The following is an 11,717-nucleotide window of genomic DNA, read 5'->3' as shown; positions in this document are numbered from 1 at the left end:
ATATCAAGTTCAGCGGCGTGCTGCCGTCAAACCGGATACAGCGTCCAACGACTACCGGGAGCGGTATGTGAAACAGATCGCATTGGGTGCGGTTCTCGTCGCTTTGGCCGGCTGCGCGCAACTGCCCGCAACCACCGCCACGCAAGCAGAGAGGCCGCCCGTATCGAATGAAGTGATCAGCTTCGCGATCCCGCCCGACGCGCTCGGCGCGCGTGATCCGCAGCTAACGGCCGTGCTGGCGAAAGCGGGCGCGCTCGCCGCCGCGCAAAAGCAGCCGACGACGATCCTTGTGACCGCCCTCGGCCAAGACTTCCCGTACCTGAACCAGGCGATCTGGAAAGGCGTGCCTGCGCAGCACACGGCGAAGCTCAGCCTCGAAAACCTGACGGCCGGCGCGAATCAGCCGTATAGCGTGTCGATCAAGCCGACGCCTTGACGACCCGCACAACGACGCCTCAACGCCGCTATAAGGAAGCCAACGTCATGTACCGGATTGCCGTTCTCGTAGCGAGCCTGTTGCTAGCTTCGCCGGCGTTTGCCGGTCAGCCGCTCGCCACTGCGATGCTTTCGACGACCGCCTCGCCCAGCGCGGCTGCCGCCGCGGACAAGGTCTATCCGCCGCTGCCGACGCTCGCGATGCTGCCGCCCTCGACGGGCGACGACGACGAACCGCTCGTGACGAAACCCACCGCGAAGAAGCGCAAGACCCGCGTGCCCGATATACGGCCGACGACTCCAGCTGCGCGCCTCGTCGTCTCCGACACGTCGCGCGCCTACCTGAAGACCATCGACCGCCAGCTTGACCTCGCGTTGGCCAGATAACTGTCGGCGCGTCCCGCCATCATCGCGGACCGTCACAACGGAGACATCCATCGTGTTCACTCAACGCTTCATTGCAGCGCTGGCCCTTGCCCTATCCTGCGCCGCCGCACATGCCGACGATTGCTTCGAACAGGCCGGCGTCTATCAGGGCGTCAATCCGTCGATCCTGCGTGCGGTGGCCTGGCATGAGTCGAAAGGCGACCCGTCCGCCATCAACCGCAATGCAAACGGTTCGATCGACGTCGGCCAGTTGCAGATCAACTCAGTTCACTTCGGCGATCTGAAGCGCGAGGGCATCCCGCATCGCGCGCTCACCGATGCCTGCGTGAACATCTATGTCGCTGCGTGGCTGTTGAAGCAGAAGATGGTGAAGTACGGCAACACGTGGCGCGCGATCGGCGCGTATCACTCGGAGTCGCCGAAAGAGCGGGACGCATACGCGCACAGCATTCAAAAGATTCTGGTGGCGTGGGGCGAATTGCAAGCTGCGCACTAGCCGCTGATCGTCACCATGCGTTCCTGCTGCGCGACCTGGTCAGCCGGTGGCCAAGCCCGAGGTTCGTGGCGATCTGCCACGTGTAGACACGAGGGTAGTTGACGCCGAAGCGCGCGAGTATCAGTTCGCGCAAGCGGTCGCTGGTCCACGCATCGGAAGGAAAGCCGTGGATGCCCGCTGGTCCGCTCAACGCCGACGCGATCGGCCATTGACCGTCTCGCCGGTCGAGCCCATCTGCTCAGTTCGGCGACGCCCACGGGGCCGCCGCAGGCTGTGCTGAAGCCACGGCAATTACGCCCCCAGCTGAAGTCACCCGAGGATCTCCTCGTCAATGTCGCGTTGCAACGCGCGCAGTGATATCGCCTGCTGGCAGCCTGGGCCTGTCTTTGATTGGTGCTCGGCGGGCAACACCGTGTGTCGGTTTGCGTGTCTACCGCAACAGGCGGCGCCCGCCTACGATGACGATGTGCTATAGCGAGCGTAGCGCATGCTCAGGGCACATCTGACCTGCAAAACGCGCAATCGGGGTCGACCTCGACCAGCAACACCGAGTATGGCTGTGCGTCGGGAACCAGCAGTGCGACGGACAGCTCGACCCGCGCGCCGGCCAGGCTCCTCGCGGTGTTCGTGGTGGACACGAACGAGACGGAACCGACGGTCCCATTCGGGAACTGAGGTTTGATACCTTTCGCGCGGAGATATACATCGCGAGCCTTTCGCTACCCTGGAAACGTCTACCAGGCGGCTCGTTCCGCTCCATGATTGATTGACGTGACTAACTGACCATCATGCATACCATCCAGATCCTGCTTCAAACGACCATCCTGCCTGGCGGTGACAACTGGTCGATTGCGCGGTTCAGCCGCCTGGCAGAATTACTGCGGACACATCGAGATTCTGAAGGGCGCGTGACGTTCAACGTCGTTGCACGGGACCGCGAGCGGCTCGGGCAGCCAGACCCGATTCTTTCCCGTCTCGATGAAACCGAGTTCGACGAGTTGTGGTTGTTTGCCGTTGACGAAGGGGACGGTCTTACCCCCGAGGACTGTGGAGGAATCACGCGATTCCGACAGGCGGGTCGCGGCCTGTTGGTCACGAGGGATCACATGGATCTGGGCAGTTCGCTGTGCAGTTTGGGCGGGGTGGGCAAGGCACACCACTTTCACACGCACAATATAGATCCCGACCAATCCAGATGTGTGACCGACGACCCGTTCTCACCCCACATCTCCTGGCCCAATTTTCACTCGGGTGCGAACGGAGACTTTCAGGAAGTCACGATCGTTGGACCCACACATCCAGTATTGGCGGACCCTGACTCTCCCAGCGGCGCGATCCGGTTCCTGCCGGCACACCCCCATGAGGGCGCCGTTGACGCTCCTGACGATGAACCCGCTCGAGTGATCGCGCGGGGCAAAAGCAAAGTAACAGGAAAGAGTTTCAATCTTGCGGTCGCATTCGAACCCTCGATCCGGGGAGGCCCCGCAGTCGCCCAAAGTACCTTTCACCATTTTGCCGACTACAACTGGGACACGCGACTTGGTTGTCCGAACTTTGTGACTGAACCCCCTGGGAACGGGATGCAGACCGAGCAGCAAGCCCTGCGGGACACTCACCGCTACTCTGTCAACGTCGCGCTGTGGCTGGCTGGAGCGATCTGAAGTTTTTTGCGCACAATGGGACTTCGAAAGCTCAATCCGACGAACGCGCATGCAGGCGGCTGTACCGTGACGTACTTCCTGTAGGACCAACGCGCCTATAGCAAAGCGTAGTCGATGTAATGCGGTGTGGTCGTCATGAATGTCCGAACAACCCGCGCGTGTCGGTTTCCAGGTAGTGGGTGGAGCAGCGTGTAGCCCTGGGTTTTATTCGCGGCCTCGCGACCGGTCACCACACGGAACGGCACGTACCTCGTGACGGGGTGACGGCAAATGGCCCGGGTGTCGGTTGGCCGGATACCCAACGGACCGGAGAGCGGATCACCGATAAAAGTGTCCGCATCCGGCAGCAGGGGGGCGCAGTCAACGGTAGCGTGATGCGGTCGACCGAAATGGACCGCAGTCATTGCTGCCTCCCAATCTGCCTCCCTCGCGCACCTGAAGCGCAAAAACAAAGGGCCTGCTTGCGCAGGCCCTTTGTTTTACTACAGGAATCTTTGGTAGGCCGTACGGGATTCGAACCTGTGACCAACGGATTAAAAGTCCGCTGCTCTACCAGCTGAGCTAACGACCCAAAGAGAGCGAAATTATAGCGACGCAGCGGCGGTCATGTCAACCCACGGCGCCATCGGCATTGTAAAGAGAAAAGCCCGGAGCAGTCGATGCTCCGGGCTTTTCAGCGAGAGGCGCGCGTGGCGTACGACAGGTGCTACGCGCTGTACTGCAAGCAGCTGCGTCTACTTGATCTGCGACAGCTTGCTTTGAGCCGATTGCGCTGCGTCCGAGCCGCCGTACTGCGCGACGATCTGCTCCAGGGTCTTGCGGGCGGCTGCCTTCTGCCCCTGTTCAAGCTGATTGTTCGCAATCGCGAGCAACGCTTCCGGCGCACGCGGATGCTGCGGATAATTCTTCACGACGCCCTGCCACGTCGCCGTCGAGCCCTTGTAGTCGCGCAATGCGTAAAGCGCGTTGCCGAGCCAGTACTGCGCGGTCGGCTGATAAGGGCTCTGCGGATACTTCGTGATGAACGCACGGAACGACGCGGCCGCGTTCTTGAAATCGCCGCTGCGGAACTGCTGCGAAGCGGCGTTGAACGCGTCTGTTTCACCCGGTTGTATCGCGCCCTGCACACCATCGACCGTCTGCTGCTGCGGCTCGAACTTCTTCAACCGGCCGTCGAGGTCGGTGTAGTAGTCCTTCTGCTGCTTCTGCACCGTAGCGAGCTGGTTGGCCATGTCCTCGTTCTGCCCACGCAGCGTCGCGACCTGCTGGTTTAGCTGGTCGAGACGGTTGGACTGATCGAGGATCGTGCGCTGTGCAGCGGATAGCTGACTCGACAGGCTGTCGGTCTTGGTGCGCAGATCGAGGATCGCCTGACGGGCCTGGTCGTCGTCAAACATACCTGCGTGCGCCGGGCCGGCCATCAGGGCCGTACCGGTGACGCAGGCCGCTGCGGCAACCCGCAGCCAGGAGAAACGATGCGTCATTCGGCTCATCATCCGTTACTGTTGGTACACGAGGTCTGCGCGGCGGTTTTGCGCCCACGACGACTCGTCATGACCCGTTGCCTGCGGCTTTTCCTTGCCGAGGCTCACGGCTTCCATCTGCGAATCCGACACGCCCAGCAGCGACAGCGAACGACGCACAGCTTCAGCACGCTTCTGGCCGAGTGCCAGGTTGTACTCGCTCGTGCCACGTTCGTCGGTGTTGCCCTGGATCAGCACGTGACGATCCGGATGGCTCTTCAGGTATTGTCCGTGCTGGCTCAGCAGCGATTGATAGTCGTCCTTGACCGAGTAGCTGTCAAAGTCGAAGTAAATGCTGCGCTTGGCGAGCGGGCTGTTCGGATCGTTCAGCGGATCGACGTTCACCTGGGCAACCGCGTTCGGGTTCGGTTGCGTGCTGACTGCGCCGCCCTTGTTGGCGTTTTCGTCGAGCTTGACACCCGAATGACATGCGGCAAGCGCGCCGAGCATCAATACGGCAAATGCGATACGAAGTTTGGACATCATTTGTTACTCTCCTTGTGTGTTATTGCATAAACGGGCCCCAGGACGGCTCGCGAACATTGCCGCCCTGAACGGACAGGACCTGCCGGGTACGACCATCGGTCGACACCGCGGCCAAGACGCCACGGCCGTTCACCTCTGTGGCGTAAAGAATGTACTGACCGTTCGCCGCGAAGCTGGGCGATTCGTCATGTGTTGTGTCGGTGAGACCTGTTGCCGAGCCGGTCTGCAAATCCAGCAGATACAGCTTGAAGCCACCACCCGTGCGCGAAATGTACGCGAGTTCCTTGCCATCCGGGCTCACGCGCGGGCTCGTGTTGTAGCTGCCCGAGAACGTCACGCGCTGCGCGCCGCCACTGCTTTCGCCCTGAACGGACATCTTGTAGATCTGCGGTGCGCCGCCGCGGTCGCTCGTGAAATAGATCGACTGGCCGTCAGGCGAGAAGGCCGGTTCGGTATCGATCGAGCTGCCTTGCGTCAGACGACGCAGACCGCTGCCATCTGCATTGACCGCGAAGATCTGCGTGTTGCCGGTGCGCGAGAGCGCAACCGCGAGCGTGCGACCATCCGGCGACCAGGCGGGCGCACTGTTGTTGCCCTTCTGGTCCGATACGACGACACGACGACCCGTGGGCAGGTCATGGATATAGACGATCGGCTTTTTCTTCTCGAACGACACGTAGGCCACCTTCGTGCCATCCGGTGACCATGCCGGCGAGATGATCGGTTCCGGGCTCGAGAGCGCGATGTGCGCGTCCTGGCCGTCCGAATCGGAGACCTGCAACTGGTAACGGCCGCCCGTCTTGATGACGTACGACAGGCGCGTGGCGAACACGCCGCGCGAACCCATCAGCTTCGCGTAGATGTAGTCCGCGATCTTGTGCGCGCTCATGCGCAGACCGCTTTCCGGGCTCACGAGTACGAGACCGCCGAGGCTCTGCTGCTTGACCGTATCGTAGAGCTTGAAGCGCACTTCGTACTGGCCGTTGGCAAGGTGGTTCACGCTACCCGAGACGAATGCGTCGGCACCCTTGGCCTTCCAGCTGCCGAGGTCGACGGAATCCGTTTCAGCGACAGGCGTGGCGCCCGCATCGATGTTGGTGAATTTGCCGCTACGCTGCAGATCCTGGCGCACGATGGTGCTGACCTGCTGGGGAGAATTCGCTTCGCCAGCGAAATTCGCCGTAGCGATCGGAAACTGGGTGGACCCCACGCCCGTAACGAGGACGTTGAGTTGCGCGTGTGCGCTGCTGCCCGCCGCGACCAGGCACGACGCCAGGAGCACCCTCAGGCCTGACTTGATCATCAAACTCATGCTGTATGGATTCTCCAAAATCGGGTTTTCTACCACATTACGACAGCAGACAGACCCGGAATCGCTCAATTCGTTCCCGGGCGGACTCCTTGTAGCACAAGGGCGTCGCGTCTGCCATCAACCTGCCGGCCGCAGCGTAATCGTAAAGCTGGCCGGCGTTTTGCCATTGGTGTCGAGCGGCATCGGATCGGAGCGCTGGACGGCCCGAAGTGCTGCATCGTCCCACTGGGCGTTGCTGCTGGCGCGCGTGATCGTTGCGCTCAGAAGCGTGCCCGTCGGCGAACAGCGAACGGCGACGACCGTTTCCAGACCTTGCGTATCACCCGCCCAGACGATGTTCGGACGCACGCGCCGCTGCACTTTCTCGGCATAACCCGCCGATGCCGCGTTGCCGCCCGCACCGCTGCCGGTGCCGCTCTTCGCGAGACCTTCGCCGGTCGAACCTTCGCCGCCGGCCATGCCCTGCATCTGCGCAAGACGTGCGCGACGCTCGGCATCGAGCTTCTTCGCCTGCGCATCGGCCTGCGCCTGAGCCGCCTTCGCCTTTGCGGCCTTCTCGGCATCCGCCTTCTTCTGCGCCTCGGCCTGGGCCTGCTGCTCTTCCTTCTGCTGCTTCAACTGATCCTGTTTCTGCTGGTCGGCGAGTTGCTGCTGCCTGAGCTTGTCGGCCTGCTGCTGCTTCTGTTTGAGCGCCGCGGCCTTTTGCGCGGCGAGATCCGCAGCCTGCTGTTGCGCCAGTTGCTGCTGACGTTTCGCTTCCGCTTCCTGCTGCGCCTGCAGCTTCTGACGCTGCTGCTCGGCGAGTTGCGCCTGACGCGCGGCTTCCTGCTGCTGGCGTTTCTTTTCCTGCAGCGCAATGTCGGCCTGCTCGTCCTGGACGGGTGGGGCAGGGGCAACCGGCACGGGCGGCGGCGGAGCCGGACGCTGCACCGGCGTGTCCGGCACGGCGGTCCACAGTTCGGCTTCAGCGCCAGCGGGCGTGCTGTTCTGCCAGTGAATGCCGTGGTACAGGAAGAACCCGAGCAGCACGTGCATGACCAGGGCGAGCACGAAGGCGCGCCACGTGCCACGTTCACGCGGTGGTCGGACTGGAGCGGCAGAGGTCTTCCGGATCATTGCGATTTAACGAGCAATCCAACGCGTTTGACGCCGCGAGCTTTCAGGTCGGACATCACGTTCATCACGACTTCATATTTGACGGTCTTGTCGGCGGCGATCACGACCGGCTGATCGGGATGCGTCTGCGCGCGGTCGGTGACGAAGCCGTTCAGGTCGGCCCTCGTCATGTCTTCCTGCTGCTGCGTGCCGGCGTCGTCCTTGTATTTGACGCTCATGTTGCCGTCGGCACGGATGTTGACGATGACGGGCGGCGTCTGCTGCTGCGGTGCGGCGCCGCCGACGGTCGGCAGATTGACGATCGATGGCGCGACGAGCGGCGCGGTCACCATGAAAATCACGAGCAACACAAGCATCACGTCGATGTACGGCACGACGTTGATGTCCGCCATCGCGCGGCGTGAACGGCTGCCGCGCATGCTGCTGGAACGGGAGGAACCGGCCATCGTGGACTCCTTAGTGCGCCTGGCGCTGCAGGATGTTCGAGAACTCTTCGATGAAGGTTTCGAAGCGGATCGCGAGGCGGTCGATGTCGTGCGCGTAGCGGTTGTAGGCAACCACTGCCGGAATCGCGGCGAACAGACCGATGGCGGTTGCCGTCAGCGCTTCGGCAATACCGGGCGCAACGTTGGCGAGCGTGGCCTGCTGCACGTTCGCGAGACCGCGGAACGCGTTCATGATCCCCCATACCGTACCGAACAGACCGATATACGGGCTGACCGAGCCGACCGACGCGAGGAACGCGAGATTCGCTTCGAGCACGTCCATTTCACGCTGGAATGCAGCGCGCATGGCACGGCGTGCGCCGTCGAGGATCGCGCCCGAATCGTTGAGGCGCTTTTCCTTGCCCTTCAGAAACTCACGCATGCCGGACTCGAAGATCCGCTCGAGCGCCCCAATCGTGTGACGGTTGTTGGCGGCGCTCTGATAGAGCGCCTGCAGGTCGCCGCCCGACCAGAAATCGCGTTCGAAACGTTCAGTCTGCGCGCGGGCGCGGCGGATCGCAAACCACTTGCGGAAGATGAAAGTCCACGACATCAGCGACAGCAGCAGCAACAGCGCCATCACTGCCTGCGCCAGCAGGCTCGCATTAAGAACGAGGGAAATGATCGACAGATCTTGTGTAGTGTTCATATAGGTTCGCTGTAACGTCCCGGGAGGGGCGTCCGGCTGAAGGGCTTATCGAAGCTTTTCGTCGGAAAACGGAAAGCGACAGCTAAGCGCTGGCCGAACCATGCTTTGTGTTGCCTGATCAATACGAGTTCACTGGCCCCGTAACAACGGTACTCAGATAGCCGCCGTTGACACACCGGCTCCGGCTGGACCACGCCGCAATGCAGCAAGCACAGATGGAGGAATGGCGGTGGGCCTGAGCGCCGTACGCTCGACGCAACCGACCCGGATGCTTCCCGTAGCAAGCAGCGTCCCTTCGCGCCATGCTTCCTGCGCGAAGTCGACCGACGCGCGGCCAAGCCGCTCGATCCGGCTGACGACGGTGATCAGATCGTCGAGGCGGGCCGGCGCGCGATAGTCGAGCGCGGTGCTACGAACGATGAAGATCGCGCCGGCTTCGTCCGCGAGCCGGGTCTGGTCCACGCCGCACGCGCGCAGCCATTCGGTACGCGCCCGCTCGAAAAACTTCAGGTAATTTGCGTAAAAAACGATGCCGCCGGCGTCGGTATCTTCGTAGTACACGCGGATTGGCCACGTGAAGCCGATTTCCGTGCCGGGCTGGCTGATAGACATATCCATGGCGCGCATTTTACCGGAACGCGCGCCGGTATCCCGATTTTGGGTGCACGTTCCACCTGGTACCGCTCAGCCCCGATGGATGCTAAGGCCCGCAAACGACTGCGCGACGGGCATCAGTTCGATCGTGTTGATGTTGACGTGGGCGGGCCGCGTCGCGATCCAGTAGATCGAATCGGCGATGTCTTCGGCGGTCAGCGGCTGCACGTTCTGATAGACATTGGCCGCCTTTTCGTCGTTGCCGCGAAAGCGCACGTTCGAGAATTCGGTGCCGCCGCACAGGCCCGGTTCGATGTCCGTCACGCGGATGGCCGTGCCCGCGAGGTCGGCGCGCAGGTTCAGACTGAACTGGCGTACGAAGGCCTTGGTCGCGCCATACACGTTGCCGCCCGGATACGGCCAGCTGCCGGCCACCGACCCGAGGTTGAACACGTGACCGCGATTGCGCTCGACCATGCCCGGCAGCAACGCGCGCGTAACCTGTACGAGGCCCGTGCAGTTGGTGTCGATCATCGTCGTCCAGTCGTCGAGTTCCGCGCGCTGCGCCGGCTCGAGACCGAGCGCGAGCCCGGCGTTGTTGACAAGCACGTCGATGGCGGCGAATTCCGCCGGCAGCGACGCGGGCGCGGCTTCGACGGCCGCGCGATCGCGCACGTCGAGTTCAAGCGGAAGAAGCGCGTCGCCGAGTTCGCTGGCGAGCGCGTCGAGGCGATCCTTGCGGCGGGCCGTAGCGACGACCTTGTGGCCGCCCTTGACGAAAGCCCGGGCGATGGCGGCGCCAAACCCTGCGGAAGCCCCTGTAACAAAGACGATCATTGCTGCTCCCTGGTCGGTGGAGAAAAACGGAAGGTGCCAAGCCTACTTCCAATGCGGCGCGGCGGCAAGGGAAGACCCTGGGCCAACGGCTGCCGGGGTGCGCGGCGGTCAGGGGCGGCCAGCGCCGGCAACAGCACCCCGTGGGGCCTGTCCCGACGGGGCTTCTCGGGCGGTTGCCTATTCGATGCGCTTCAAATAAACTAACGCGCTCACCCCTGCGTGACTGGCGATAGAACCCTTTTGGGGTTCAAGGTGGAACAACCCACCGTGAAGCGCAGGGTGCCGTTTTTGCCGTTCGCCTGGGCAGCCGTGATCCGCGCGCCATGTTTTGCGCTGCCGGTGGCTGTCCTGCCTCGCGTGTACGGTACTTCTTCATCCGCCACGTCCTGGCTGGCCCAGTCGCCAGCAGCGCCGCGTACCCGCTACGCTTTCCGCACACAATTCGGCGCACGATCCGGTCAACCTGAACACATTTAACGGAAACCGTATGTTTGACAGAGCCAAAAGCACCATCGCCAACGTCGATCCCGAACTCTGGAACGTGATCGAGCAGGAAAACCGCCGTCAGGAAGACCACATCGAACTGATCGCGTCGGAAAACTACACGAGCCCGGCTGTCATGGCTGCGCAAGGCTCGCAACTCACGAACAAATACGCGGAAGGTTATCCGGGCAAGCGCTACTACGGCGGCTGCGAGTTCGTCGATATCGCCGAGCAACTGGCGATCGATCGCGTCAAGCAACTGTTCGGCGCCGAAGCCGCGAATGTGCAGCCGAATTCGGGTTCGCAGGCGAACCAGGGCGTGTTCTTCGCGATGTTGAAGCCGGGCGACACGATCATGGGCATGAGCCTCGCGCACGGCGGCCACCTCACGCACGGCTCGCCTGTCAACATGTCGGGCAAGTGGTTCAACGTCGTGAGCTACGGCCTGAACGAAGTCGAAGACATCGATTACGACGCAGCTGAAAAGCTCGCCCAGGAACACAAGCCGAAGCTGATTATCGCGGGCGCTTCGGCATTCGCGCTGCGCATCGACTTCGAACGTCTGTCGAAGATCGCGAAATCGGTTGGCGCGTATTTCATGGTCGACATGGCGCACTACGCTGGCCTCATCGCCGCGGGCGTGTATCCGAACCCGGTGCCGCACGCCGATTTCGTCACGACGACCACGCACAAGAGCCTGCGCGGCCCGCGCGGCGGCGTGATCCTGATGAAGGCCGAGTTCGAAAAGCAGATCAACTCGGCAATCTTCCCGGGCATTCAGGGTGGCCCGCTGATGCACGTGATCGCCGCCAAGGCTGTCGCGTTCAAAGAAGCGCTGTCGCCGGAATTCAAGGAATACCAGCAGAAGGTGGCCGACAACGCGCGCGTGCTGGCTGAGACGCTCGTGAAGCGTGGCCTGCGCATCGTGTCGGGTCGCACCGAAAGCCACGTGATGCTGGTCGACCTGCGCGCGAAGAACATCACGGGCAAGGCTGCGGAAGCGGCGCTCGGCGCAGCGCATATCACGGTCAACAAGAACGCGATTCCGAACGATCCGGAAAAGCCGTTCGTCACGAGCGGCGTGCGTCTCGGCTCGCCGGCCATGACGACCCGCGGCTTCGGTGAAAAGGAAGCGGAACTGGTTGGCAATCTGATCGCCGACGTGCTCGACAACCCGGAAGATGCGGCCACGATCGAACGCGTGCGCGCGCAGGTCGCCGGGTTGACGAAGCGCTTCCCGGTGTACGGCTAAC

At 62.6% G+C, this 11,717-nt stretch carries 14 protein-coding genes, 1 tRNA gene and 1 riboswitch; of the genes, 5 read left to right on the top strand and 10 right to left on the bottom strand.

Annotation, left to right across the window (positions count from 1 at the left end):
* Positions 1-67 precede the first annotated feature (67 nt).
* From P3T21_RS07560 to P3T21_RS07550, 3 genes are read left to right on the top strand one after another with little or no spacing between them, the layout of a single operon-like run.
* Positions 68-436 (top strand): hypothetical protein, encoded by a 369-nt coding sequence (locus tag P3T21_RS07560; RefSeq protein WP_429255306.1) that lies wholly within the window; start codon positions 68-70, stop codon positions 434-436.
* On the top strand, positions 433-822 hold the full coding sequence (locus P3T21_RS07555) for a hypothetical protein (RefSeq protein WP_429255305.1): 390 nt from the start codon (positions 433-435) through the stop codon (positions 820-822). The genes P3T21_RS07560 and P3T21_RS07555 overlap by 4 nt, the downstream gene beginning before the upstream one ends.
* A 49-nt stretch (positions 823-871) precedes the next feature.
* Positions 872-1,318: a lytic transglycosylase domain-containing protein gene (locus tag P3T21_RS07550; RefSeq protein ID WP_429255566.1), complete on the top strand. Its 447-nt coding sequence runs from the start codon at positions 872-874 to the stop codon at positions 1,316-1,318.
* A 10-nt stretch (positions 1,319-1,328) separates the two neighbouring features.
* On the opposite strand, the gene P3T21_RS07545 is transcribed toward P3T21_RS07550, so the two are convergent.
* A complete protein-coding gene (locus P3T21_RS07545; protein ID WP_429255304.1) occupies positions 1,329-1,508 on the bottom strand; it encodes a hypothetical protein in 180 nt (59 codons plus the stop codon).
* 598 nt (positions 1,509-2,106) lie between these two features.
* Between P3T21_RS07545 and P3T21_RS07540 the strand changes: the two genes are divergently transcribed.
* Entirely contained in the window at positions 2,107-2,979 is an 873-nt protein-coding gene (locus tag P3T21_RS07540) for a hypothetical protein (RefSeq protein WP_429255303.1), read from the top strand.
* Positions 2,980-3,474: 495 nt separating this feature from the next.
* On the opposite strand, the gene P3T21_RS07535 is transcribed toward P3T21_RS07540, so the two are convergent.
* The 9 genes from P3T21_RS07535 to ydfG all read right to left on the bottom strand — a co-directional run bounded on the left by P3T21_RS07535 (position 3,475) and on the right by ydfG (position 9,981).
* Positions 3,475-3,550 (bottom strand) — tRNA-Lys (locus P3T21_RS07535).
* A 163-nt stretch (positions 3,551-3,713) separates the two neighbouring features.
* Entirely contained in the window at positions 3,714-4,463 is a 750-nt protein-coding gene (gene ybgF, locus P3T21_RS07530; protein WP_429255302.1) for a tol-pal system protein YbgF, read from the bottom strand.
* A gap of 15 nt (positions 4,464-4,478) precedes the next feature.
* Positions 4,479-4,988, bottom strand: coding sequence for a peptidoglycan-associated lipoprotein Pal (pal, locus tag P3T21_RS07525; protein ID WP_429255301.1), 510 nt, complete (start codon positions 4,986-4,988; stop codon positions 4,479-4,481).
* Positions 4,989-5,007: 19 nt separating this feature from the next.
* Positions 5,008-6,300 carry a Tol-Pal system beta propeller repeat protein TolB gene (gene tolB, locus P3T21_RS07520; RefSeq protein ID WP_429255300.1) on the bottom strand — a complete coding sequence of 431 codons (1,293 nt, stop codon included), beginning with the start codon at positions 6,298-6,300 and terminating at the stop codon, positions 5,008-5,010.
* 117 nt (positions 6,301-6,417) lie between these two features.
* Entirely contained in the window at positions 6,418-7,416 is a 999-nt protein-coding gene (gene tolA / locus P3T21_RS07515) for a cell envelope integrity protein TolA (protein ID WP_429255299.1), read from the bottom strand.
* Positions 7,413-7,862 carry a protein TolR gene (tolR, locus tag P3T21_RS07510; RefSeq protein ID WP_429255298.1) on the bottom strand — a complete coding sequence of 150 codons (450 nt, stop codon included), beginning with the start codon at positions 7,860-7,862 and terminating at the stop codon, positions 7,413-7,415. Before tolR ends, tolA begins: the two co-directional genes overlap by 4 nt.
* 10 nt (positions 7,863-7,872) lie before the next feature.
* Positions 7,873-8,550: a protein TolQ gene (tolQ, locus tag P3T21_RS07505; RefSeq protein WP_090532318.1), complete on the bottom strand. Its 678-nt coding sequence runs from the start codon at positions 8,548-8,550 to the stop codon at positions 7,873-7,875.
* A 153-nt stretch (positions 8,551-8,703) separates the two neighbouring features.
* Positions 8,704-9,177 carry a tol-pal system-associated acyl-CoA thioesterase gene (ybgC, locus tag P3T21_RS07500; RefSeq protein ID WP_429255297.1) on the bottom strand — a complete coding sequence of 158 codons (474 nt, stop codon included), beginning with the start codon at positions 9,175-9,177 and terminating at the stop codon, positions 8,704-8,706.
* A gap of 57 nt (positions 9,178-9,234) precedes the next feature.
* A complete protein-coding gene (gene ydfG / locus P3T21_RS07495; RefSeq protein ID WP_429255296.1) occupies positions 9,235-9,981 on the bottom strand; it encodes a bifunctional NADP-dependent 3-hydroxy acid dehydrogenase/3-hydroxypropionate dehydrogenase YdfG in 747 nt (248 codons plus the stop codon).
* Positions 9,982-10,190: 209 nt separating this feature from the next.
* Positions 10,191-10,293, top strand: a riboswitch (ZMP/ZTP riboswitch).
* A 175-nt stretch (positions 10,294-10,468) separates the two neighbouring features.
* Here ydfG and glyA point away from each other — a divergent pair.
* Complete coding sequence (gene glyA / locus P3T21_RS07490) at positions 10,469-11,716, top strand: serine hydroxymethyltransferase (protein ID WP_429255295.1); 1,248 nt, start codon at positions 10,469-10,471, stop codon at positions 11,714-11,716.
* Position 11,717 lies beyond the last annotated feature (1 nt).

Source organism: Paraburkholderia sp. GAS334 (genome assembly GCF_050436625.1).
Taxonomy (GTDB): Bacteria; Pseudomonadota; Gammaproteobacteria; order Burkholderiales; family Burkholderiaceae; genus Paraburkholderia.
This window is presented reverse-complemented; position numbering and strand designations above follow the sequence as displayed.

Coding starts and splice junctions, on each gene's coding strand:
- P3T21_RS07540 (WP_429255303.1), top strand. CDS start 2,107: ATGCATACCATCCAGATCCTGCTTCAAACGACCATCCTGCCTGGCGGT.
- ybgF (WP_429255302.1), bottom strand. CDS start 4,463: ATGACGCATCGTTTCTCCTGGCTGCGGGTTGCCGCAGCGGCCTGCGTC.
- pal (WP_429255301.1), bottom strand. CDS start 4,988: ATGATGTCCAAACTTCGTATCGCATTTGCCGTATTGATGCTCGGCGCG.
- tolB (WP_429255300.1), bottom strand. CDS start 6,300: ATGAGTTTGATGATCAAGTCAGGCCTGAGGGTGCTCCTGGCGTCGTGC.
- tolA (WP_429255299.1), bottom strand. CDS start 7,416: ATGATCCGGAAGACCTCTGCCGCTCCAGTCCGACCACCGCGTGAACGT.
- tolR (WP_429255298.1), bottom strand. CDS start 7,862: ATGGCCGGTTCCTCCCGTTCCAGCAGCATGCGCGGCAGCCGTTCACGC.
- tolQ (WP_090532318.1), bottom strand. CDS start 8,550: ATGAACACTACACAAGATCTGTCGATCATTTCCCTCGTTCTTAATGCG.
- ybgC (WP_429255297.1), bottom strand. CDS start 9,177: ATGCGCGCCATGGATATGTCTATCAGCCAGCCCGGCACGGAAATCGGC.
- ydfG (WP_429255296.1), bottom strand. CDS start 9,981: ATGATCGTCTTTGTTACAGGGGCTTCCGCAGGGTTTGGCGCCGCCATC.
- glyA (WP_429255295.1), top strand. CDS start 10,469: ATGTTTGACAGAGCCAAAAGCACCATCGCCAACGTCGATCCCGAACTC.